General features: G+C 72.0%; 20 protein-coding genes. 12 read left to right on the top strand and 8 right to left on the bottom strand.

The features are described from left to right. The first annotated feature begins 18 nt into the window (after positions 1 to 18). The 5 genes from ACZ7L0_RS36275 to ACZ7L0_RS36255 all read left to right on the top strand — a co-directional run bounded on the left by ACZ7L0_RS36275 (position 19) and on the right by ACZ7L0_RS36255 (position 5,093). Positions 19 to 771, top strand: coding sequence for a PIG-L deacetylase family protein (locus ACZ7L0_RS36275; RefSeq protein ID WP_471246822.1), 753 nt, complete (start codon positions 19 to 21; stop codon positions 769 to 771). Then, positions 768 to 1,481, top strand: coding sequence for a 4-carboxy-4-hydroxy-2-oxoadipate aldolase/oxaloacetate decarboxylase (locus tag ACZ7L0_RS36270; RefSeq protein ID WP_471246821.1), 714 nt, complete (start codon positions 768 to 770; stop codon positions 1,479 to 1,481). Before ACZ7L0_RS36275 ends, ACZ7L0_RS36270 begins: the two co-directional genes overlap by 4 nt. After that, on the top strand, positions 1,478 to 2,608 hold the full coding sequence (locus tag ACZ7L0_RS36265) for a 4-oxalomesaconate tautomerase (protein WP_471246820.1): 1,131 nt from the start codon (positions 1,478 to 1,480) through the stop codon (positions 2,606 to 2,608). The genes ACZ7L0_RS36270 and ACZ7L0_RS36265 overlap by 4 nt, the downstream gene beginning before the upstream one ends. Continuing rightward, the gene (locus ACZ7L0_RS36260; RefSeq protein WP_471246819.1) at positions 2,589 to 3,539 is read left to right on the top strand and encodes a catechol 2,3-dioxygenase; all 951 of its coding nucleotides are present in this window, start codon (positions 2,589 to 2,591) and stop codon (positions 3,537 to 3,539) included. The genes ACZ7L0_RS36265 and ACZ7L0_RS36260 overlap by 20 nt, the downstream gene beginning before the upstream one ends. Before the next feature lie 228 nt (positions 3,540 to 3,767). Further along, the gene (locus tag ACZ7L0_RS36255; RefSeq protein ID WP_471246818.1) at positions 3,768 to 5,093 is read left to right on the top strand and encodes an MFS transporter; all 1,326 of its coding nucleotides are present in this window, start codon (positions 3,768 to 3,770) and stop codon (positions 5,091 to 5,093) included. Positions 5,094 to 5,119: 26 nt separating this feature from the next. Here the strand turns inward: ACZ7L0_RS36255 and ACZ7L0_RS36250 are convergent, their stop codons facing one another. Then, positions 5,120 to 6,073, bottom strand: coding sequence for an alpha/beta hydrolase fold domain-containing protein (locus tag ACZ7L0_RS36250; RefSeq protein ID WP_471246817.1), 954 nt, complete (start codon positions 6,071 to 6,073; stop codon positions 5,120 to 5,122). Positions 6,074 to 6,175: 102 nt separating this feature from the next. Here ACZ7L0_RS36250 and ACZ7L0_RS36245 point away from each other — a divergent pair, with 102 nt between their 5' ends. After that, positions 6,176 to 6,691, top strand: coding sequence for a MarR family winged helix-turn-helix transcriptional regulator (locus ACZ7L0_RS36245; RefSeq protein ID WP_471246816.1), 516 nt, complete (start codon positions 6,176 to 6,178; stop codon positions 6,689 to 6,691). Between the two features lie 136 nt (positions 6,692 to 6,827). Here the strand turns inward: ACZ7L0_RS36245 and ACZ7L0_RS36240 are convergent, their stop codons facing one another. After that, complete coding sequence (locus ACZ7L0_RS36240; RefSeq protein ID WP_471246815.1) at positions 6,828 to 7,247, bottom strand: MarR family winged helix-turn-helix transcriptional regulator; 420 nt, start codon at positions 7,245 to 7,247, stop codon at positions 6,828 to 6,830. 127 nt (positions 7,248 to 7,374) lie between these two features. Here ACZ7L0_RS36240 and ACZ7L0_RS36235 point away from each other — a divergent pair, with 127 nt between their 5' ends. From ACZ7L0_RS36235 to ACZ7L0_RS36220, 4 genes are all read left to right on the top strand, one after another. After that, on the top strand, positions 7,375 to 8,358 hold the full coding sequence (locus tag ACZ7L0_RS36235; protein ID WP_471246814.1) for an aldo/keto reductase: 984 nt from the start codon (positions 7,375 to 7,377) through the stop codon (positions 8,356 to 8,358). A 99-nt stretch (positions 8,359 to 8,457) separates the two neighbouring features. Then, positions 8,458 to 8,838: a DoxX family protein gene (locus tag ACZ7L0_RS36230; protein WP_471246813.1), complete on the top strand. Its 381-nt coding sequence runs from the start codon at positions 8,458 to 8,460 to the stop codon at positions 8,836 to 8,838. Next, entirely contained in the window at positions 8,835 to 9,302 is a 468-nt protein-coding gene (locus ACZ7L0_RS36225; protein ID WP_471246812.1) for a peroxiredoxin, read from the top strand. The genes ACZ7L0_RS36230 and ACZ7L0_RS36225 overlap by 4 nt, the downstream gene beginning before the upstream one ends. A 54-nt stretch (positions 9,303 to 9,356) precedes the next feature. Continuing rightward, positions 9,357 to 11,693: an ATP-binding SpoIIE family protein phosphatase gene (locus tag ACZ7L0_RS36220; protein ID WP_471246811.1), complete on the top strand. Its 2,337-nt coding sequence runs from the start codon at positions 9,357 to 9,359 to the stop codon at positions 11,691 to 11,693. An 8-nt stretch (positions 11,694 to 11,701) separates the two neighbouring features. Here the strand turns inward: ACZ7L0_RS36220 and ACZ7L0_RS36215 are convergent, their stop codons facing one another. The 3 genes from ACZ7L0_RS36215 to ACZ7L0_RS36205 all read right to left on the bottom strand — a co-directional run bounded on the left by ACZ7L0_RS36215 (position 11,702) and on the right by ACZ7L0_RS36205 (position 13,850). After that, positions 11,702 to 12,136 carry a cupin domain-containing protein gene (locus ACZ7L0_RS36215; protein WP_471246810.1) on the bottom strand — a complete coding sequence of 145 codons (435 nt, stop codon included), beginning with the start codon at positions 12,134 to 12,136 and terminating at the stop codon, positions 11,702 to 11,704. 88 nt (positions 12,137 to 12,224) lie between these two features. Then, complete coding sequence (gene ligD / locus ACZ7L0_RS36210; protein WP_471246809.1) at positions 12,225 to 13,235, bottom strand: non-homologous end-joining DNA ligase; 1,011 nt, start codon at positions 13,233 to 13,235, stop codon at positions 12,225 to 12,227. 6 nt (positions 13,236 to 13,241) lie between these two features. Then, entirely contained in the window at positions 13,242 to 13,850 is a 609-nt protein-coding gene (locus tag ACZ7L0_RS36205) for a DNA polymerase ligase N-terminal domain-containing protein (protein WP_471246808.1), read from the bottom strand. Positions 13,851 to 14,025: 175 nt separating this feature from the next. Between ACZ7L0_RS36205 and ACZ7L0_RS36200 the strand changes: the two genes are divergently transcribed. Further along, positions 14,026 to 15,006 (top strand): TauD/TfdA dioxygenase family protein, encoded by a 981-nt coding sequence (locus tag ACZ7L0_RS36200; RefSeq protein WP_471246807.1) that lies wholly within the window; start codon positions 14,026 to 14,028, stop codon positions 15,004 to 15,006. 1 nt (position 15,007) lies between these two features. On the opposite strand, the gene ACZ7L0_RS36195 is transcribed toward ACZ7L0_RS36200, so the two are convergent. Beyond that, positions 15,008 to 16,036 carry an LLM class flavin-dependent oxidoreductase gene (locus tag ACZ7L0_RS36195; RefSeq protein WP_471246806.1) on the bottom strand — a complete coding sequence of 343 codons (1,029 nt, stop codon included), beginning with the start codon at positions 16,034 to 16,036 and terminating at the stop codon, positions 15,008 to 15,010. 68 nt (positions 16,037 to 16,104) lie between these two features. Continuing rightward, a complete protein-coding gene (locus tag ACZ7L0_RS36190) occupies positions 16,105 to 17,607 on the bottom strand; it encodes a metallophosphoesterase family protein (protein ID WP_471246805.1) in 1,503 nt (500 codons plus the stop codon). A gap of 277 nt (positions 17,608 to 17,884) precedes the next feature. On the opposite strand from ACZ7L0_RS36190, the gene ACZ7L0_RS36185 reads away from it, so the two are divergent. Further along, on the top strand, positions 17,885 to 20,284 hold the full coding sequence (locus tag ACZ7L0_RS36185) for a M4 family metallopeptidase (RefSeq protein WP_471246804.1): 2,400 nt from the start codon (positions 17,885 to 17,887) through the stop codon (positions 20,282 to 20,284). A gap of 68 nt (positions 20,285 to 20,352) precedes the next feature. Here the strand turns inward: ACZ7L0_RS36185 and ACZ7L0_RS36180 are convergent, their stop codons facing one another. Beyond that, on the bottom strand, positions 20,353 to 21,552 hold the full coding sequence (locus tag ACZ7L0_RS36180; RefSeq protein ID WP_471246803.1) for a glycoside hydrolase family 64 protein: 1,200 nt from the start codon (positions 21,550 to 21,552) through the stop codon (positions 20,353 to 20,355). Between the last annotated feature and the right edge of the window lie 58 nt (positions 21,553 to 21,610).

The raw sequence follows: 21,610 nt of genomic DNA, 5'->3' as shown, positions 1-21,610 counted from the left end.
TTCAAGGAGATCTGAGCAATGACCCAGGCCAACGCGCCCGCCACCCCACCACGGTCGACCCTCGTCGTCACCGCGCACGCCGGGGACTTCGTGTGGCGGGCGGGCGGAGCGATCGCCCTGGCCGCCTCCCGGGGCGAGAGGGTCACCATCGCGTGCCTCACCTTCGGCGAGCGCGGCGAGTCCGCCAAGGCGTGGCGCGAGGGCAGGAAGCTGGAGGAGATCAAGGCGATACGCCGGGAGGAGGCGGAGCAGGCCGCCGCCACCCTCGGCGCCGAGGTCCGCTTCTTCGACGCCGGCGACTACCCGCTCCTCGCCACCCCGGAACTGACGGACCGGCTGGTCGCCGTCTACCGCGAGACGCAGCCGGACGTCGTCCTCACCCACCCGGTCGAGGACCCGTACAACGGCGACCACCCGGCCGCCAACCGCATGGCGCTGGAGGCCCGCGTCCTCGCCCAGGCCATCGGCTACCCGGGCGAGGGCGAGATCATCGGCGCCCCGCCGGTCTTCTACTTCGAGCCGCACCAGCCCGAGATGAGCGGCTTCAGGCCCGAGGTGCTGCTCGACATCACCGAGGTGTGGGACACCAAGCGCAAGGCGATGGAGTGCCTCGGCGCCCAGCAGCACCTGTGGGACTACTACACCGACCTCGCCGTCCGCCGCGGCGTCCAGCTCAAGCGCAACGCCGGCCCGAACCTGGGCCTGGCCCACAAGACCATGGCCGAGGCGTACATGCGCCCCTACCCGCAGATCGCGAAGGAGCTGGCATGAGCGGCGTGATCGTCACTAGCCCGCCGAAGGCCGAGGCCAAGGACGTCGAGGCGCTCGCGGGGTTCGGTGTGGCCACGGTCAGCGAGGCCATGGGCCGCACCGGTCTGCTCGGGCCGGAGATCCGCCCGGTCCAGCAGGGCGTACGGGTCGCGGGCACCGCGGTCACCGTGCTCAGCTGGCCCGGCGACAACCTCATGATCCACGCCGCCGTGGAGCAGTGCGGCGAGGGGGACATCCTGGTCGTCACCACCACCTCGCCGTCCACCGACGGCATGTTCGGCGAGCTGTTCGCCACCGCCCTGCACCAGCGGGGGGTGCGCGGCATCGTCATCAACGCGGGCATCCGTGACACCCAGGAGCTGCGGGAGATGGGCTTCGCCGCCTGGTCCCGCGCCGTCTCCGCGCAAGGCACCGTCAAGGCGACCGGCGGATCGGTCAATGTGCCGGTCGCCATCGACGGCCAGGTGATCCGGCCCGGTGACGTGATCCTGGCCGACGACGACGGTGTGGTGGTCGTGCCCCGCGAACGCGCCCGCGAGACCGCCGAGAGGGCCGAGGCCCGCGAGGACAAGGAGGCCAGGTCCCGCGCCGCGTTCCTCGGCGGCGAACTGGGCCTGGACCGCTACGAGTTGCGGGGGACCCTGGAGCGGCTCGGCGTCGAGTACAAGACCTACGCGGAGTACGCGCGGGACGCGGGGGAGCGGTCGTGACCGGCGGGCCCGTGGAGGTGCGCTGCACGCTGATGCGCGGCGGCACCTCCAAGGGAGCCTACTTCCTGGCCGGGGACCTTCCCGCGGACCCCGCCGCACGCGACGACCTGCTGCTGCGCGTCATGGGCAGCCCCGACCCGCGCCAGATCGACGGCCTGGGCGGGGGGCACCCGCTCACCAGCAAGGTGGCCGTGATCTCGGCGTCGGACGACCCCGACGCGGACGTCGACTACCTGTTCCTCCAAGTGGCCGTCGACCGGCCCGAGGTGACCGATCGTCAGAACTGCGGCAACATCCTGGCCGGAGTCGGCCCGTTCGCCGTGGAACGGGGGCTCGTGGCCCCTGGTGACGGCGAGACGTCCGTCCGGATCCGGATGCTCAACACCGGGGAACGGGCGGTCGCGACCTTCCCCACCCCGGGCGGGCGAGTCGACTACACCGGCGACGCCCGGATATCCGGGGTGCCCGGGACGGCCGCGCCCGTGGTGATCGAGTTCCCGGCCGGGGACAGCCCGCTGCTGCCCACCGGCAACGTCCGCGACACCGTGGCGGGGACGGAGGTGACGTGCGTGGACAACGGGATGCCGACCGTGCTCATCGCCGCCTCCGCCCTGAAGGTCACCGGGTACGAGCAGCCCAAGGACCTGGAGGAGGACCTCGCCCTCGCCGACCGGCTGCGCGAGATCCGCCTGGAGGCCGGCAAGCTGATGGGCCTCGGCGACGTCGAGACCGCCACCGTCCCCAAACTCACCCTGCTCGCCCCGCCCCGGCACGGCGGCGCGGTCACCACCCGCACCTTCATCCCCGTGCGCTGCCACACCTCCATCGGCGTCCTGGGCGCCGCGAGCGTCGCGGCGGGCCTGCGACTGCCCGGGGGAGTGGGGGAGGGCGTCGCGGACCTCGCCGAGCGGGGCGACCGCGTCCGTATCGAGCACCCGACCGGATTCCTGGACATCGACACCACCGTCACCCCCGGCTTTGACGGCTCCCCTCCGGTGGCCCGGCGCACGGCCGTCGTCCGCACCGCACGCAAGATCTTCGACGGCACCGTCTTCCCCGGGCCCGCCGGTACGACCCCCACCCCCGCACGCCCCCAGGGAGGCAACGATGGCTCCGCCCCTCGGTGACATCGCCCATATCGGCCACGCCCAGCTGTTCACCCCGGACCTGGACGCCAGCGTCGCCTTCTTCACCGACTACCTCGGGCTGACGGTGAACGGGCACGACGGCGACACCGTCTACTTGCGCACCTTCGACGACTACGAGCACCACAGCCTGGTCCTCACCGCCCGCGAGCGGCCCGGCCTCGGCCGGCTCGCCCTGCGCACCTCCAGCGAGGAGGCCCTCCAGCGCCGTGTCAAGGCGGTCGAGGAGGCGGGCGGCTCCGGCCACTGGACGGAGGACGAGCCGGGCCTCGGCAAGCTGTACGTGACCACCGACCCGGACGGCCACGAGCACGCCCTGTACTGGGAGAGCGAGCACTATGCCGCCCCCGACGAGCTCAGGCCCGCGCTGAAGAACCAGCCGCAGGCCAAGCCCAACCGGGGCGTGGGCGTGCGCCGCCTGGACCACGTCAACTTCCTCGCCGCCGACGTGCCCGCCAACGCCGAGTTCCAGGAACATGTCCTGGGCGCCCGGCCCACCGAGCAGATCCGGCTCGACACCGGGAAGATCGCCGCACGCTGGCTGACCTTCACGAACAAGTCGTACGACGTCGTCTACACCTCCGACTGGACGGGCTCGACCGGGCGGCTGCACCACATCGCGTTCGCGACCGACACCCGCGAGGACGTGCTGCGCGCCGCCGATCTGGCCATCGACACCGGGGTGTTCATCGAGACCGGTCCGCACAAGCACGCCATCCAGCAGACCTTCTTCCTTTACGTCTACGAGCCGGGCGGCAACCGCATCGAGCTGTGCAACCCCCTCACCCGCCTGGTGCTGGCGCCCGACTGGCCGCTGATCACCTGGACCGAGGCCGAGCGGGCCAAGGGGCAGGCCTGGGGCCTGAAGACCATCGAGTCCTTCCACACCCATGGCACACCACCGGTCGGCTGACTTCCGGGCACACGGGGGGTGGGTGGCGTACCGCGGTGCGTCGCCCGCCCCCTTGCGCGTGTCCGAAAGACGCTGGTGGCATTGTTGCTGAGATTGTTGACAAAAGCGTTGACACTTATCGAGTGGATCCTTAGCGTCTTGCGCACCACGGGTCAGCCGCACGAGCCGCCTCGACCCGCCTCATAGATCCCCTCCAGGGAAAGCCTCCTGGACGAGAGGAAAACGACGATGTCCTCCTCCCCCGCCCTGTCCGCTCGCGGCAGCAGACTGGCTCTGCTGGTCGTCGGTCTGTGCTGGCTGGCAGTCCTCTTCGACGGCCTCGACATGTTCATCTACGGGTCGGTGCTGCCCCACATGCTGGCGAGCGAGGCCCTCGGGATCACCCCCGACCAGGCCGGCGACCTCGGCAGCTACGCCACGTTCGGCATGCTGGTGGGCGCCCTGACGGCGGGCACGGTCGCCGACCGGATCGGCCGCAAGAAGCTGATGGTCGCCTGCGTGACGCTCTTCTCGCTGGCCTCCGGCATCTGCGCCCTGTCCGGCTCGGTCGCGGTCTTCGGCCTCGGCCGGACCCTGGCCGGCGTGGGCCTCGGCGGCCTGCTGCCGACGGCGATCAGCATGGTCTCCGACTACGCCAAGGGCGGCCGGGCCGCGCTCACCATCGGCCTGCTGATGACGGCACACCACGCCGGCGGCATCCTCTCCGCGTACGTGGCCAAGTGGCTCGTGGAGCCGCACGGCTGGCGCTCCGCCTTCTGGGTCTGCGTCCTCCCGCTGCTCTTCGCCCCGGTGCTCGCCAAGGTGATGCCCGAGTCGCTCAGCTTCCTCGTCGCCAAGGGACGTACCGAGGAGGCCCGCGAACTGGCCGGCCGCTACGAGGTCGAGATGCCCGCCGCGGCCGGCAGGAAGACTGCCGCCGACCGCTGGGACGGGCTGCTCGCCCTGTTCCGGGGCGGCGAGTGGGCCCAGACCCTGCTGTACTGGCTGGCCTCCTTCGGCGGACTGCTCCTCGTCTACGGCGTCGCCACCTGGCTGCCCACCCTGATGCGCGCCGAGGGCTACAACCTCGGCTCCGCGCTCACCTTCGTGGTCCTGTTCAACCTCGGCGGCATCGTGGGCATGCTGGTCGCCGGCCGCGCCTCGGACCGCTTCGGCGCGCCGCGCATCTCGGCGATCTGGTTCGCGCTCACCGCGGCCGGTGTCTTCCTGCTCAGCGTCCACATGCCGCTCGGCGTGACCTTCCTGGTCGTCTTCCTCACCGGCGTGTTCCTCAACAGCGCCCAGACGATGATCTACGCGACGGTGTCCATCCGCTCCACCCCGGACAACCGCGCCACCGCCGTCGGCTGGACCTCCGGCATGGGCCGCTTCGGCGCCGTCTTCGGCCCGTGGCTCGGCGGCCAGCTGCTCGCCGCGAACAACGGCGACTGGGGCTTCACCGCGTTCGCCCTCGCGGGCGTGTCCTCGATGGTGTTCATCGGCATCGCGGCCCTGCGCTCGGCCCGGCAGCCGGTGCGCGGCGACGCCCCGCAGGAACTGATCACCGCAGGCTGACCGCCCCCCGGGCCGACGCCTGCGGCTCAGGCCCCGGAGACCTCTTCGCCCACCGCCTGCCGTAGGTGGCGGGCGATGAGGGCGTAGACCTCCCGGGCCATGTCGTCGTCCTTGCCGTCGTACCCGTGGTCGGCCCCGGCCACGTCGTGGAACCCGGCCAGGGCGCCCGCCGCCCGCAGCCGCTCGGCGTAGCGCTCGCCCTCCGCCCGCAGGAGGTCGTGCTCGGCCGTGACCACCAGGGCCGGGGCGATGCCCTTCAGGTCGGTGGTGTCGGACGGGTGCGCGGGCGAGACCAGTGGATCGGCGCGGCGCTTCGGATCCGGGACGTACGAGGTGTCGAAGATGTCGGCCATCCACGGTCGCAGCATGGGCCGGGGCACGGCGGCGCGCTTGTCCCGGGCGCCGGTCGCCAGGTCGAGCGGGGGATAGTGCAGCACCTGGAGGGCGATCGAGGGGCCGCCCTCCGTCAGCGCCTGCCGGGCCACCGCCGCCGCGAGCCCGCCGCCCGCGCTTTGTCCGCCCACGGTGAGCCGAGCGCCGTCCCAGCCCTCCGCCGCGCCGTGCGCGGCGATCCAGCGGACGGCCTCGAAGGCCTGCCGGGGTGGCGCCGGGAAGGGGTGCTGCGGGGCGACGACGTAGTCCACGTTGACCACCACGACCCCGGCCTTCGCGGCCAGGAAGCGGCACAGCGGGTCGTCGAGTTCCGTGAGGTCCATGACGTAGCCGCCGCCGTGGAAGTTCACGTGCACCGGGGGCGGCGACCCGTCGGCGGCGGCCTCCGGCAGGTAGACGGTGGCGCGGGCCGGGGCGACGGACGTAGGGATGGTCAACTCTCGTGTGCGGCGCGGTAGTTCCGGGAACCGGGCGTGTCGTGAGGCGTCGGAGCCGGAGCCGCTCGCCCGTCGGCCGGCCAGCCGGGTGAGGGTCTGCATCCCTCTTGCGGCGAGCGCGGCCACCGCCGGGCGGGACAGGAGGGACATACGACTCCCGTCGACAGGATTCCTGATGATTTCGGGCGACCCTAACACGCCCCGCCTGCAGTACTTACTTGAGTTACGCAACGATATGGTAAAGTGGGTCGCATGTCCACAGAACCGCTGCCCCCCGCCTCCCCGGAAGTCACCGAGATCGAGCGCGCCCTGACCCGCATCACCTACCTCAGTACCCGGGCCCGGCAGCACGACCGGCTCATGGCGCTCGCCGGTGTACCGCTGGACCGGGCCGCGGTGGCCCTGCTGCGGCAGGTCGCCGACTCCGAGCCGCTGCGGCCGGGGGAGCTGGCCCAACGTCTGGGTGTCGAGGCGTCCCATGTGACCCGGACGGTGCAGCAGTTGCAGAAGGCGGGCTATGTCACCCGGGTTCCCGACCCCGACGACCGGCGCGCCCAGCGTATCGAGCTCACCGACGCCGGCCGTCGGGCCGTCGACAGCGTCCGGGACGCCGGGGCGCGTGGCATGCAACTCGCCCTGGCCGAGTGGTCGCCCGACGAACTGCGGCAGCTGGCCACTCTTTTCCACCGCATGGTCGACGACTTCCTGTCGTACTCGATCGAGGACGAGTCGGGTCAGGAGGCCGGTACGTCGGTGACCACGGCCTGATCCACGGGCGCGAGCCGGGGTCACCTCGCCCGACGGCAACCCCGGCTCAACTGGCATGAATCATCGAAGTGTTATTGCCGCACCCTTCCCGGGCTGACGAGCGGTGGAGCGGCCCACCAACCCGGGGGACCTGGCTCTATTCCTCGGTCATCAGCTGTAGCAGGTCGCGCAGGTTGCGGCGCTGGTCCTCGTCGAGGGCGGCGAGCGGGTCGCGGGCGAAGCGCAGGCGGCTGCGCAGGTCTTGGGCTGCCGCTTTCCCGGCGTCTGTGGTGGCGAGAAGCTTGACTCGCCGGTCGTTGGGTTCGGGCCGGCGTTCGACCAGACCCCGGTTCTGCAGGCGGTCCACGATGCCGGTGAGGTTGGACGGTTCGGCTCCCAGTCGTTCGGCGACACGACGCATGGGCAGGGGGGCCTCGTCCAGGGCGATCAGTGCCTTCACCTGCTGAGGGGTGAGGCCGTGGTGAGCCGCGGCGGTCTCGTACTCGCGGGTGTAGCGGTCGGTGACCTTCGCGAAAAGGTTGATCACCTCGGAGGCCAGGGGGTCGTCTGCCGTCATTGCCCCAGGTTATGAAAAGTTATTCGGCCTGACAACGATTGACTATTATGATTATGCATTATAACTTTCTCGCTGTGCGGCTCCGGCCGCATACCCACCTCCCTCCGCCGCGGCAAGGAACCCCCTCATGAAGCAGCGCACCCTGGGCATCAACGGACCGTCGGTTTCCGCCATAGGACTCGGCCTGATGGGCATGTCCGAGTTCTACGGAGCCACCAACGACACCCAGTCCATCGCCACCATCCACCGCGCCCTCGACCTGGGCGTGAACCTCCTGGACACTGCCGACGTCTACGGCGCCGGCCACAACGAAACCCTGCTGGGCCGCGCCCTGGCGGGCCGACGGCGGGAGGAAGCCGTCGTGGCCACCAAGTTCGGCTCCCGCCTGCACGAGGGCTCCTTCACCGTCGACTCCACCCCGCAGTACGCCAAAAAGGCCGTCGACGCCTCCCTCGCCCGGCTGGGTCTGGACCACATCGACCTGTACTACCTCCACCGGCGTGATCCCGGCGTTCCCATCGAAGACACCATCGGCGCCCTGGCCGAACTCGTCGCGGCAGGCAAGATCCGCCACATCGGACTGTCCGAGGTGAACGCGACCACCCTGCGCCGGGCGCACGCCGTTCACCCCATCACCGCACTCCAGAGCGAATACTCCTTGTGGGAACGCGGCCTGGAGGCCGAGATCCTCCCGACCACCCGCGAGCTCGGGATCACCCTTGTCCCCTACTCGCCGGTCGGCCGAGGCTTCCTGTCCGGCGCGATCAAGGACACCGCTTCACTCGCCGCGGACGACTACCGCCGCTTCGACCCCCGCTTCCAGGGCGACAACCTGCGCCGCAACCTGCATCTGGCCGACCAGGTCCGCACCCTCGCGGCAGAGGCCGGCCTCACACCGACGCAGCTGGCCCTCGCGTGGCTCCTCCACCAGGGCGACGACATCGTCCCCATTCCCGGCACCAAGCGCATCAGCTACCTGGAAGAGAACGCCGCGGCCGCCGACGCCCGTCTCAGTGCCGACCACCTCGCCGCCCTGGACGCAGCTCTCCCTCCCGGCGCCGCCGCCGGACCGCGCTACCCCGACCAGCTCATGAACCGCGTCAACAACTGACTCCAGCCCTCCGGTCCGTCGGCTGTGCCCGCCCCCTAGTGACCTGAGTCCGCGGCTACCAGGGAGTAATATCCGGGGCCAGTCATCAGAGGAGGAACCGTGCCCCGGTCCGAACGCTCGCCCCTCTTGCTCGCCGGTCTGCTGGCCGCCGCGGGCGTCGCCCACTTCGCCAGGCCACGCCAGTTCGACGCGACGATTCCCCGGGCCCTGCCCGGGTCGCCCAGGACGTGGACGTACGCGAGCGGGGCGGTGGAACTGGCACTGGCGGCGGGCGTGGCACTGCCCCGCACGCGGCCCGTGGCGGCACGGGCCGCGGCGGCCTTCTTCGTCGGCGTGTTCCCCGCCAATGTGCAGTTGGCGGTCGACTGGCGGCACCGGCCCGCCCCGCTCAAGACCGCCGCCCTCGCCCGGCTGCCCCTCCAGGTGCCCCTGGTGCTGTGGGCCCGCGGGATCGCGCGCGGGGCGGAGGCCCAGGCATGAGCGGGCGCATCGGCGTCGGCGACAAGGCCGAGGACTTCGCGCTGCCCGACGAGACGGGCGCCACGCGGCGGCTCACGGAACTGCTCGCCGACGGCCCCGTCGTGCTGTTCTTCTACCCCGCCGCCCTGACCCCCGGCTGCACCGCCGAGGCCTGCCACTTCCGCGATCTCGCCGCCGAGTTCGCCGCCGCCGGCGCGCGGCCCGTGGGCATCAGCGGGGACTCCGTCGAACGCCAGCAGGAGTTCGCCGGGCGGCACACGCTCGGCATGCCGCTGCTGTCCGACGCCGACGGGGCGGTCCGCGAGCGGTTCGGTGTGAAGCGGGGCTTCTCGCTCGCGCCCACCAAACGGGTGACCTTCGTGATCGCCGAGGACCGCACGGTCCTGGAGGTCGTGCACAGCGAACTGCGCATGAACACGCACGCCGATCGGGCCCTGGCCGCCCTGCGCGCCCACAAGGGGTGAGGTGCGCCGCGCCCGCGCTTGATGCGGTGGGGCAAAGGGATCACCCTGGGGCGTATGGAGCATGTCGCGGCTGCGGCGACCCTCGACGCCCTGGGCAGGGTGACCGGGTGGAGTGAAGGCGCCCGGCTGCTCACGGGCCGCTCGGCCGAGGAGGTCGTGGGGCGGCCGGCCGCCGACCTGCTCGCCGAGCACCCGGAGCCCGCCACCCTCGCCGCCCGGACCGGCCCCGTCGCGCTGCGCCACCGGGACGGCCACCGCGTCGAGCTCACCCTGACGGCGTGCCCGGTGCTCGGCCCCGACGCCCGGCCGGCCGGATTCGTCGTCACCGCCCAGCCGCCCGGGGACGGCGAGCCCACCCTCGCGGGCCGGGCCTTCCAGCAGGCCTCCATGTCGATGTCGGTCTTCGACACCCGGCAGCGCTATCTGCGCCTGAACGACGTGGCCTGCCAGGTGATGGGCGTACCCGAGGAGATGCTGCTCGGCCGGCACTTCCCGGACACCGTGGAGGACGCCGAGCACAGCCGCGGCTTCCTGCGCCATCTGCGCCAGGTCGCCGAGACCGGCCGGCCGGCCCGCTACGAGAGCTTCACCGGCGCACCCGCCCTGAACCGGGAACACGCCTGGAGCATCGAGATGTGGCCCGTGCGCGACCCCTCCGGCGAGCTCACCGGGGTCGCCCTCGCGGCGCTCGACAGCACCGAGCAGTACTGGGCCCGACGGCGGCTCGCCCTCCTGAACGAGGCCGCGACCGCGATCGGCACCTCCCTGGACGTGGTGCGCACCGCCGAGGAGGTGGTGGAACTGCTGGTGCCGCACTACGCCGACTTCGCCAGCGTGGACCTGCTCGACTGGGTCCTCGGCGCCAACGAGCCGCCCATGGTCCCGGAGGGGGGCATCCTGCTGCGCCGCGTGGCCCACGGCTCCGTCACCGAGGGCACCCCGGAGGCCGCCGTGCACCTGGGCGAGGCGGCCGTCTACTCGCAGTCCACGCCGCCCGCGCGGGCCCTGCGCGAGGGACGGGCGGTACTCGGCCAGGCCGGTGAACCCGACTTCGTCCGCTGGGTCGCCGAGCGCAACGCCCGGGCCCCCGCGGGCCGCCCGCAGCGGCTGGGCGTCCACTCGGTGATCGCCGTCCCGCTGCGGGCCCGCGGCACCACGCTGGGCGTCGCGGTGGGCGTCCGCGTCGCCCACCCCGACGACTACGGCGCCGACGACGCGGTGTTCGCCGAGGAACTCGCCAGCCGGGCCGCCGTCTGCATCGACAACGCCCGCCGCTTCGCCCGCGAGCGCACCACCGCCCTCGCCCTGCAGCACAGCCTCCTGCCCCGGGGCCTGCCCGGGCAGGCGGCGGTCGAGGTGGCCCACCGCTACCTGCCGTGCGGGTCGCTGGCGGGCATCGGCGGCGACTGGTTCGACGTGATCCCGCTGTCCGGCAGCCGGGTCGGACTGGTCGTCGGCGACGTGGTCGGACACGGCATCCAGTCCTCCGCGACCATGGGCCGTCTGCGCACCGCCGTACGGACCCTGGCGGACGTGGACCTGTCCCCGGACGAACTGCTCACCCATCTGGACGACCTGGTGACCCACCTGGCGGCGGACGGCAGCGGCGAGGAGGTCGCCGAGCTGGGCGCCACCTGCCTGTACGCCGTCTACGACCCCGTCTCGCGCCTGCTCACCCTGGCCGCCGCCGGCCACCCGGCCCCGGCCCTCGTCCTGCCCGGCGACCCGGCCCGGCTCGTCCCCATGACCGCCGGACCGCCGCTCGGCGTCGGCGGCCTGCCGTTCGAGGCGACGGAACTGCGGCTGCCCGAGGGCGCGGTCCTCGCGCTGTACACCGACGGCCTCGTCGAGGACCGCGACCGCGACGTCGACCGCACGACCGAGGAGCTGTGCCGCGCGCTGAGCGCCCCCGCCGACTCGCTCGAGGCCCTCGGCGACAACGTACTGAAGGCCGTCCTGCCCGAGCAGCCCAGCGACGACGTGGCCCTGCTCCTGGCCCGCACCCGCGCCCTCGGCGCCGACCGGGTCGCCACCTGGGACGTCCCACCGGACCCGGTCCACGTGGCCGCCACCCGGCAGGCGGCCACCGAGCAGCTGGTCGCCTGGGGACTGGACGAGGCGGCCTTCATCACCGAACTCGTCGTCAGCGAACTGGTCACCAACGCGATCCGCTACGGAGTGCCGCCCATCCAGCTCCGCCTGATCCGCGACCGGGCGCTCATCTGCGAGGTCTCCGACGGCAGTTCCACCTCACCGCACCTGCGCCGGGCGCACGCCTACGACGAGGGCGGGCGCGGACTGCTGCTGGTCGCCCAGCTCACCCAGCGCTGGGGCAGCCGGCAGACGAGCGCCGGCAAGACGATCTGGGCCGAACAGCCGCTGCCGGACTGACCGAACGGTCACTGGAAGGAGCAGCCCGGGTTCGGCGCGTCCTCGGAGAAGGGGGCGCCGTGCGGCAGGACGTAGAGCACGTCCAGCACCACCGGCGTGTCGCCCAGGTTGCGGCCGATGTGCACATGGTCAGGGCCGGGCGGTTCCTGGATCGTGCTGCCCCTGCGGTACACGCCGTCCGCGGCGCAGCCGGAGTCGAAGTGGCTGAGGGTGCCCTGCTTGACGAAGCCGTACAGGGGGCCGTCGTGGTAGTGCCATCCGGTGCTCTGGCCGGGCGGAATCGTGATCTCCCGCAGGGTGTAGTCGGTGCCGTTCACGGTGGTCTGGCTGATGAGCCGGGCGGTCACCCCCGGCCCCGGCGGGGTGGCTATGGCGGTGTTGCAGGTCAGGAAGGTGGCGGCGGTCACCGCGCCGATGACGGCGGTGCGGAGTGCGGTGCGCATGCGGGAGCCTCCAGGGACGCGAGCGGATACCCGCCGCGAACATAGAGGCAGTGCGGGGCGGTTGGGGGCGGAACCCGGTGATCCGGATTCAGCCGGCCGGGCGCTCCCGCACGACGGCCTCCGGCATCTTGTCCTCGCGCAGCCCGAGGAACCGCGGATGCCGCAGCATCCCGTCCCGGGTCCACTCGGTGAAGGCGATCTGCGCCACCAGTTCCGGCTCCGCCCAGCGGGCGCGCGCCTCCCGCACCGGCCCCGCGAACGGGCAGGTGTCCCCGCGCAGTCCGTCCAGCCGCTCGCGCAGGGCCAGCAGGGTGCGCCGGTCGAAGCCGGTGCCGACCTTGCCCGCGTAGCGCAGCGCCCGGTCCTCGTAGTAGCCCAGCAGCAGGGCACCCAGCCCCACGCGGCTGCCCGCGGGCTCAGTGAAGCCGCCGACCACGAACTCCTGCCCCTGCTCGCACTTGAGCTTCAGCCAGTCCGTCGACCGGCGCGGCTGGTAGGGCCCGTCGGCCCGTTTGGCGATCAGACCCTCCCAGCCCCGGGCGCAGGCGTTCGCCAGCAACTCGGCGCCGCCCGCGTTGCGATGGGGCGTCAGACGCAGCGGAGCGCGGTAGCGCAGCGCGCGCCGCAGCAGGGACTTGCGGGTGCGCAGGGGCAGCGACCGGATGTCGGCGCCGTCCAGCCCCAGTAGGTCGAAGACGTAGTACGTCACCGCCACCCCGGTCGCCTCGATGTCCCGACGGCGGGTCAGGCCCATGCGCCGCTGCAACCGGGAGAAGTCCGTCCGGCCGCCGGAGAAGGCGACGACCTCCCCGTCGATGGTGAAGTCGTCGCGCTCCTGCGCGGCGAGCGCCTCGGCGACCTCCGGGTAGGCGGCGTCGAGGTGCTGTCCCGTGCGGGACAGCAGCCGCACCCGGCCGCCCTCCCGGACCGCGAGCAGCCGCACCCCGTCCAGCTTCCGCTCGAAGACCCATCCCTCGCCGAAGTCACGCCGGTCGCTGAGCGTGGCGAGCATCGGGTGGGCGGCGAGTTCCGCGCCCGGGCGGGCGGGGCGCAGCAGGGCGCGCTGCCCGTCCGGGACCGCGTCCAGCAGGCCGGTCACCGCCGGTCATCCCTCGCCGTCGTCCGTCGCGACCTGGGCGAGCGTCCGGCCGGTGCGCACCGAGCGGGCCCGGCGGGGGTCCGGCGTGCCGTGCCCCGCCGCCCGTCCGTCGCCCTTCCTCACCAGCAGCCAGGCCTCCTCCTCGCCCTCTCCGGAGCGGAACCGGGTGAGGGCGTACGCGCCGCTCAGCTTGGCGCCGTGCAACCGGAAGGTCGCGTGGCCCCGCTCCAGCGACTCCGCGAAGTCGACGGGCCGCCCCCCGCGGTCGTGGCTGAGCGGCTCGTACGTCCCGTGGTCCCAGACGATCACGGTGCCGCCCCCGTACTCGCCCTCGGGGATCACGCCCTCGAAGTCCTCGTACTCCAGCGGGTGGTCCTCGGTGGGCACGGCCAGCCGCTTGTCGTGCGGGTCGGTGGACGGACCCTTGGGAACGGACCAGGACTTCAGGACATCGCCGACCTGCAACCGGAAGTCGAAGTGCATCCGGCGCGCGTCGTGGATCTGGACGACGAACCGGGGCCGCTCCCCGGCGGACGGCGCCTGTCCCGACGGCTCACGGGTCCGCTCGAAGTCACGCTTGCCGCGGTACTCCCGCAGCCGGTCCTCCGCACCCACCTGCGACTCCCTTCGCACGGTCCGTACGACACCTCGCGGGCCCGGGTACCCCGGCGGGACCCCGGGTCACGCGCCCCGGCGCCTGTGGACGCGGGCAGGGGCCCTGTCGCCACCCGGCCGGTTCGCTGACACGATCTCCCTGGAACCGGTACGGGCGGACGGCATCGGAGCGCGCATGACGACGGACAGGGGCACAGTGGACCGGGCGGAGACGGCGGAGGCCGACGGGGTCGAGGTCAGGCCGGTGGCCGGGCACATCGGCGCCGAGATCACGGGCGTCGATCTGGCCGGTGACCTGGGGGACGCCGTCGTCGACCTGATCAGGCAGGCCGTGCTCCGCTGGAAGGTGGTGTTCTTCCGCGGGCAGCGGCTGGACCACGCCGGTCATGTCGCCTTCGCCCGCCGGTTCGGCGAGCCCGTCGTCCTCGGGCGGCGCGGGAGTGCCTCGCCGCCGGACTTCCCCGAGGTGGAGACCACCGCCGACCGGCTGGAGCTGGGCGGACGGTTCGGCATGGACCACGAGGAGTGGCTCCAGCGGCGCCGGCACACCCTGCTGCGCGGCTGGCACTGCGACCACGGCGCCCGTGTGGATCCGCCCGCCGCGACCATTCTGCGCGCCGAGACCGTCCCGCCGTACGGCGGTGACACCACCTGGGCGAACCTGGCCGCGGCCTACGCCGGGCTGTCCGCGCCCGTGCGGGCGTTCGCGGACGGGCTGCGGGCCGAGCACCGGCTCGGTGTCGGCTACCAGCCGCGCCCCGGCGACGACGCGTACCTCCGGCACCTCCTCGACCGCCAGGTCGCCTCCGTGCACCCGCTGGTCCGCGTCCACCCGGAGACCGGCGAGCGGGTGCTGTTCGTCAACGGCTACTACCTGGAGCAGATCACCGACGTCTCCCGCCCGGAGAGCGCCGCCCTGCTGGAGATGCTGCTCGAACAGGCGGTGCGGCCCGAGTACACGGTCCGGTTCCGCTGGGAGCCCGGCAGCGTCGCCTTCTGGGACAACCGGGCCACCATCCACCTGGCCCCGAGCGACAACGCCCACCTGGGCTTCCCGCGGATCATGCACCGCGTGATGCTCACCGGTGACGTGCCGGTGGGCGTGGACGGCAGGCCGTCCGAACCGGTCACCGGCACGGAGGTGGGGCGCTGGTGAGTCAGGCGGCGGGCCGCCATCCCAGTGCCGGGCCCAGCTTCGTCGCCATGTCGGTGAGGATCTGCACGTAGTCCTCGTGCCCGAAGGTGAACGGCAGCGCGAACGCCACCTCGTCGATCTCGCGGAACGCGGCGTGCGCGTGCAGGCGTTCGGCGATCTCGTCCGAGGTGCCGACCAGGTCCGGCGCGAACAGCAGCCGCGCCGGGCCCTGCGGGGACGCGGTCCGGGGCAGGCGCTTCGCCGCGTACTGCTCGTACCTGGCCCGCTGCTCGGCCGTGGCCGAGTCGGTGGGGATCACGACGAGCCCCTGGGAGACCCGGGCCGCCTCGCCGTCGGGGTGGTGGGCGCGGAACTCGCGGATGTGGGACAGCTGGATCTCCGCGAAGTCCAGTGCCCCCTCCGGATTCTCCGCCTTGACGACGCTGCTGGTCAGGAGGTTCATCCCGTGCTCGCCCGCCCAGCGCGCCGACCCGAGGCTCCCGCCGCCGTACCACAGGCGGCGGCCGAGCCCGGGGGAGTGCGGCTGCACGACATCGGAGAACACTTCGAAGCCCTCCACCCCGCTGAAGTCGGTGGCCGGTTCGCCGCGCACGAGGTCCAGCAGCCGCCGGACCCGCTCGTACGAGAAGTCCTCGGCGTCGCCCGTGTCCGGGTACAGGGCGTGCTTCACCTGGTCGTAGTGCATGGGCGGGCCCACGCTGATCCCCGGGTTGAGACGGCCGCCGGAGAGGATGTCCACCGTCGCCAGGTCCTCCGCGAGACGCAGCGGGTTCTCCCAGCCCAGCGGGGTGACCGCGGTGCCGAGTTCGATGCGGCGGGTGCGCTGCGAGGCCGCGGCCAGGACGGCGACGGGGGAGGAGATGCCGTACTGCAGGTGCCGGTGGCGCACCCACGCGCTGTCGAAGCCCAGCCGCTCGCCCAGCTCGATGATCTCCAGCGTGGACTCGTGCCCCCGGCGCGGATCGGCGGCGTCGAACAGGCCGATGGTGAGGAAGCCCAGCTTGCGCAGGGGGCGGGCGGCGGACGACATGGGCTCCTCCGGGCGGTCGTGCGTCGGTTCCGAGCCGATTGTGGCAGGTGAGTGTTGCGCGCGTGTGATCAGATCAGCGGGATGGTGACCTCGTCCTCGACCGGCGGGTCGGTCTCCTGCGCGCGGTTGCCGGTCGCCGCGAAGCAGCGCAGCCGGACCGCCTCCGGGGTGACGTCGAGGCGCAGGAAGCACTTGAAGAACGGCGGGCTGTAGGTCGCCGACCCCGGCGAGAACAGCTGGGTGTAGATCTTCCGCACCGGCAGCCGCAACCGGTTCCGCCGATCGGGCCGGCGCCCGGCACCCAGCAGGCTCGCCACCAGCCGGACCCGGCGGGTGAGCCGGACCGGCGCGCCCGGGGTGCGGGTGGGCGGGATGCCCAGCCGCTCGGCGACGACGGCCGTCGCCTCCGCCTCGGTGAGGGTGAAGAAGCGGCGCAGCCGCAGGCGGTGGCCGTACAGCCGGCTGTAGAAGGCCAGGGAGTCGCCGCGCAGCGGGTAGCAGCGGAAGTCCCGCTCGGTGACGCCCCCGACGGAGACCCGGGGGATGGTGTGCGTGGCGTGCATGAAGGCCCCGCCGCCGCCCGCGACCACGTACTGGACGGTGCGGCCGTCCACGTCGACCGGATACCGCTGGTAGTTGTGGATGTCGCCGCCGATCGCCGCCACGTAGTGGTGGCCGGGGTCGCGGACGATCTCGTCGACGGTGCCGCCGCCCTCGATGGGGCAGGGGTGGTGCTCGCCGTCGACGTACAGGGGCGAGCCGGTGACGAGGATCTTGGGACGCGGCCCCTGCGACACCTCTCGCAGCCACGCGCCCTGTTCGGCGTCGATCGTGCCCAGCAGACCGGTGTCGATGCCGATGATCCGCACCGGTCCGGTGTCGATCGCCCAGTACGGGCCGGGCTGTACCGCCCGCTGCTCCGGGGCCGGCCGCAACGCCCGTGCGGCGGCCAGGCGTTGCTCGTCCACCGGGCGGGGCCTGTGCCACAGCAGGGAACGCCACCAGGCGCGGCCGAGCGGGCGGGGCGCCGGCTCGGGGGCGAGGGGCGGGGCGTCGTCGCAGAAGACGCGCATGAACCCGCCGAGGTCCTCGTACCAGTCGTGGTTGCCGGGTATGGCGTAGATCGGCGCCCGGTAGTCCTGGTACGGGCGGAAGAACTTGGTGCCGTAGTCGTCGGTGCTGCCGACCGGGTAGATCACGTCGCTGGCGATCACGGAGAACGCCGTATCCCGACCGACCTTCAAAAAGCCCGGGACTACCGCGTACTGGGAGTCGTCGCCCTCCCCGGTGTCGCCGATGACCATGAAGGAGAAGCGGTCCCCGTCGGCGCGCTGGATCACCCGGTCGGCGGGAGCTCCGTCGGCGGCCCGCTGTGCCGTCCAGCGGCCCCGGGTGCGGCCGGTGGGATCGCCGAACCAGGAGGCGAGCACGCCGTTGCGCGCGGCCCACAGAGTTCTCGGATTCAGCCATGACAGCTTCTCGACGTGGTCGGGCATCAGCCGCCGGTAGTCACCGGGTTGGGCGGCGCCCCAGCCGGCGCCTTCCGCGGTATCGCGTGAGGAGTCAGACACGCGGTGAACGGTAACAACGGTGCGGCGCGGGCCCGGTGGCGGGACCCGCTCGCCCGCCGGGCCGGGCATCCTCACCCGCGCGTAGGGAAAACCCTTGATTCCCCCGACCTCTGATGACATGTGCCGGTCAAAAATGTCATCCTCCGTCAGCACACGGATCCTCCCCCGTCTCTCCACGCAACACGGTCCCGCACAGCTCAGCTCGTTCCGGACAGCACACCCGTCTGCCCGGTCTGTCACCGGCCGCGTCCCGGCGGCCGCAGCAGGAGGAGTACGAGTGAGACGCCTTCCCCACACCCGGGTCACGGTCGGAGCCGCCCTGGTCTCCACCGCGGCCTTCCTGGCCGTCGGCCTTCAGGCGGTCCCGGCCGCCGCCAAGCCCGCCGCCCCCCACCCCAGCCCACTGCGCACCGGCGGGCTGGAGGCCGAACTGACCCCGGCCCAGCACAGCGCGCTGGTCAAGACGGCCAAGCAGAAGAGCGCCGCGACCGCCCGCACCATAGGTCTCGGCGCCAAGGAGAAGCTGGTCGTCAGGGACGTCGTCAAGGACAACGACGGCACCCTGCACACCCGCTACGAGCGCACCTACGACGGCCTCCCGGTCCTCGGCGGCGACCTCGTCGTGCACACCCCGCCCGCCTCCCAGGCGGCCGGCACGGTGAGCACCACCTTCAACAACAAGCGCACGGTCAAGGTCGCCTCCACCACCGCGGCCCTCACCAAGTCGGCCGCCCGGACGAAGGCGCTGAAGACCGCCAAAGCCCTGCATGCCGAGAAGCCCACCGCCGACAGCGCCCGCAAGGTGATCTGGGCCGGCAACGGCACCCCGAAGCTCGCCTGGGAGACGGTGGTCGGCGGCTTCCAGGACGACGGCACACCCAGCCAGCTGCACGTCATCACCGACGCCACCAGTGGCAAGGAGCTCTACCGCTACCAGGCCGTCAAGACCGGCACCGGCAACACCCAGTACAGCGGCACGGTCACCCTGAACACCACGCTGTCCGGGGCGACGTACCAGCTGTACGACACCACCCGCGGCGGCCACAAGACGTACAGCCTCAACAACGGCACCTCGGGCACCGGCACCCTGATGACCGACGCCGACGACGTCTGGGGCACCGGATCCGGCTCCAACACCCAGACCGCCGGCGCGGACGCCGCCTACGGCGCCCAGACCACCTGGGACTTCTACAAGAACACCTTCGGGCGCAGCGGCATCAAGAACGACGGCGTCGCGGCCTACTCCCGCGTCCACTACAGCAGCAGCTACGTCAACGCCTTCTGGGACGACGACTGCTTCTGCATGACCTACGGCGACGGCTCCGGCGGCACCCACGCCCTGACCTCGCTGGACGTGGCCGGCCACGAGATGAGCCACGGCGTCACCTCCAACACCGCGGGCCTGAACTACACCGGTGAGTCAGGCGGGTTGAACGAGGCGACCTCCGATATCTTCGGCACGGGCGTGGAGTTCTACGCGGCCAACTCCAACGACGTCGGTGACTACCTCATCGGCGAGGAGATCGACATCAACGGCGACGGCTCGCCGCTGCGTTACATGGACGAGCCGGACAAGGACGGCGGCTCCGCCGACAGTTGGTACTCCGGTGTCGGCAACCTCGACGTGCACTACTCCTCGGGCCCCGCGAACCACATGTTCTACCTGCTCTCCGAGGGCAGCGGCACCAAGACCATCAACGGCGTCACCTACAACAGCCCCACCTCCGACGGCGTCGCCGTCACCGGCATCGGCCGGGCCGCGGCCCTGCAGATCTGGTACAAGGCGCTGACGACGTACATGACGTCGAGCACCAACTACGCCGGTGCCCGCACCGCCGCCCTCAACGCCGCCGCCGCGCTCTACGGCACCAACTCCACCCAGTACGCGGGGGTGGGCAACGCCTTCGCCGGCATCAACGTGGGCAGCCACATCACCCCGCCCAGCACCGGCGTCACGGTGACCAACCCGGGCAGCCAGTCCTCGACCGTCGGCACCGCCGTGAGCCTCCAGATATCGGCGAGCAGTACCAACAGCGGCTCCCTGACGTACGCCGCGACCGGACTGCCCACCGGTCTGTCGATCAGCGGCTCGACCGGCGTGATCTCCGGGACGCCCACCACCGCGGGCACCTACAGCACCACCGTCACGGTGACCGACTCCACCGGCGCGACCGGCACGGCCTCCTTCACCTGGACGGTGAGGTCCAGCGGGGGCGGCGGCAGCTGCACCTCCACCCAGCTCCTGGGCAACCAGGGCTTCGAGTCGGGGAACACCACCTGGACCGCGTCCAGTGGCGTCATCACCAATGAGAGCGGCCAGACGGCCCACGGCGGCTCCTACTATGCCTGGCTGGACGGCTACGGCTCGACCCACACCGACACGCTGTCCCAGTCGGTGACCATCCCGAGCGGCTGCAAGGCGTCGCTCACCTTCTACCTGCACATCGACACCGCGGAGACCACCAGCAGCACCGCCTACGACAAGCTGACGGTCACCGCCGGTTCGACCACCCTGGCGACGTACTCGAACCTCAACAAGGCCTCCGGGTACACGCAGAAGACCTTCGACCTCTCCTCCTTCGCGGGCTCGACGGTCACCCTGAAGTTCAGCGGCGTCGAGGACTCCTCGCTGCAGACCAGCTTCGTCGTGGACGACACCGCCCTGACGACCAGCTGACCCGCACGCGCCGCAACGGCACATGTGTCCCGCACGCGGAAGCCGTCCGCGTGCGGGACACGCGCGTGTCAGCTCAGCGGGTCCAGCGTCAGATACGCCTGCTGCGGACTGCCGTCGTGCACCAGCGACTCCTGGTTGCCGACGTCGTCGAAGGCGAAGGCGTAGGCCTTTCCGTCGGCCATCTGCGCGTGGATCTTGCGGGCGTAGTGGTTGGTCACCACGTCCTGGTAGAAGTTCGCCGGCGAGGTGTCCGGCTGACTGGGGTTGGTCAGCAGCGTCGACCGGTTGAAGCCGGCGCACAGCGTGCGGGAGATGGGCCCGCGCACCGCGTCGTTGGGCGCGTCCAGCAGCTTGTGACAGCCGAATACGCTGGCCGCGTCCGGCTTCTGGAAGCTGGTGACGACCGCGCCGGAGGAGTTGGTGAAGTTCATGACGTTCCCCGAGACCCGGCCGTAGTACCTGGTGTTCGGCTGGTCGGCGAACGGGGTGACCGTCAGCGTCGTCGTCGCGTACTTCTGCCAGACCCGGTTCACGTAGTCGTCCATGACGTTCGCCGGAAGCGCTCCCGTCTCCACCCCGTACAGCGGTGACAGCGCCCGCAGGACGGTCCCGTCGGACCGCGTCTGGATCAGACCGGCCCAGCCGCCCGGCTGTCCGCGCAGCGCGTTGAAGAAGCCGGTGTAGCCGCCCGCCTTGAGGTGCCCGGTGCTGCTCACGCTCCCGTCCGCCCGCTGCACGCCGACCGCGTAGGGCGCGGAGAACATGTCGACCTGGGTGCTGTTGAGCCACAGCCCGGAGTCGTTCAGGGTGTACTCGGACCAGTTGAAGAGGATGTTCCGGTTGGGGTCGCTCGGATTCTGCACCGCCGGCTGCACCAGCCCGCCGGTGGTCAGCCTGAAGTCCAGCTTCTGGCCGTAGGAGAAGTAGATCCGGCCGGAGAACTTCGGGATCCGGATGGTCTTCGACTGCCCGGCGGCCGGGCCGGGGATCGACGCGTCCGGCGCGGGGGTCGGCGGGTTGCCGCCCGCGGGCCAGGGATGGAAGGCGCCGTTCGCGTCCGCCCAGCCTTGTTGGCCCGTCGACAGCAGGGTGCCCAGGTCGTACACGTAGACCGGGCCGCCGCGCCCGGAGTTGTTGGTCAGCTTCAGCGGGATCGTGGCGGGCACCGCCGCGTCCGCCCGTTCCGGGGTTCCCAGCGTGAGCAGCGCGCCGACCAGGGCGGTCGCGACCGCCGCGGGCAGCGCGTGGCGCAGGAGTCTGCGGAGCACTCTCCACCTCCGTGTGGGGTCGGGGTGGTACGGGCATTGGTCCGTACCAGTTTTGAGA

It is taken from the genome of Streptomyces sp. NPDC039424, assembly GCF_055639495.1.
The sequence above is the reverse complement of the archived record's forward strand: the minus strand, read 5'-3'. Positions and strand labels throughout refer to the sequence as shown.

What these genes read in the sequence shown, in the direction of transcription:
- ACZ7L0_RS36255 (WP_471246818.1), top strand. Translation starts at nt 3,768, where the DNA reads ATGTCCTCCTCCCCCGCCCTGTCCGCTCGCGGCAGCAGACTGGCTCTG.
- ACZ7L0_RS36195 (WP_471246806.1), bottom strand. Translation starts at nt 16,036, where the DNA reads ATGTCGTCCGCCGCCCGCCCCCTGCGCAAGCTGGGCTTCCTCACCATC.
- ACZ7L0_RS36260 (WP_471246819.1), top strand. Translation starts at nt 2,589, where the DNA reads ATGGCTCCGCCCCTCGGTGACATCGCCCATATCGGCCACGCCCAGCTG.
- ACZ7L0_RS36245 (WP_471246816.1), top strand. Translation starts at nt 6,176, where the DNA reads ATGTCCACAGAACCGCTGCCCCCCGCCTCCCCGGAAGTCACCGAGATC.
- ACZ7L0_RS36200 (WP_471246807.1), top strand. Translation starts at nt 14,026, where the DNA reads ATGACGACGGACAGGGGCACAGTGGACCGGGCGGAGACGGCGGAGGCC.
- ACZ7L0_RS36225 (WP_471246812.1), top strand. Translation starts at nt 8,835, where the DNA reads ATGAGCGGGCGCATCGGCGTCGGCGACAAGGCCGAGGACTTCGCGCTG.
- ACZ7L0_RS36220 (WP_471246811.1), top strand. Translation starts at nt 9,357, where the DNA reads ATGGAGCATGTCGCGGCTGCGGCGACCCTCGACGCCCTGGGCAGGGTG.
- ACZ7L0_RS36240 (WP_471246815.1), bottom strand. Translation starts at nt 7,247, where the DNA reads ATGACGGCAGACGACCCCCTGGCCTCCGAGGTGATCAACCTTTTCGCG.
- ACZ7L0_RS36215 (WP_471246810.1), bottom strand. Translation starts at nt 12,136, where the DNA reads ATGCGCACCGCACTCCGCACCGCCGTCATCGGCGCGGTGACCGCCGCC.
- ACZ7L0_RS36235 (WP_471246814.1), top strand. Translation starts at nt 7,375, where the DNA reads ATGAAGCAGCGCACCCTGGGCATCAACGGACCGTCGGTTTCCGCCATA.
- ACZ7L0_RS36250 (WP_471246817.1), bottom strand. Translation starts at nt 6,073, where the DNA reads ATGTCCCTCCTGTCCCGCCCGGCGGTGGCCGCGCTCGCCGCAAGAGGG.
- ACZ7L0_RS36275 (WP_471246822.1), top strand. Translation starts at nt 19, where the DNA reads ATGACCCAGGCCAACGCGCCCGCCACCCCACCACGGTCGACCCTCGTC.
- ACZ7L0_RS36270 (WP_471246821.1), top strand. Translation starts at nt 768, where the DNA reads ATGAGCGGCGTGATCGTCACTAGCCCGCCGAAGGCCGAGGCCAAGGAC.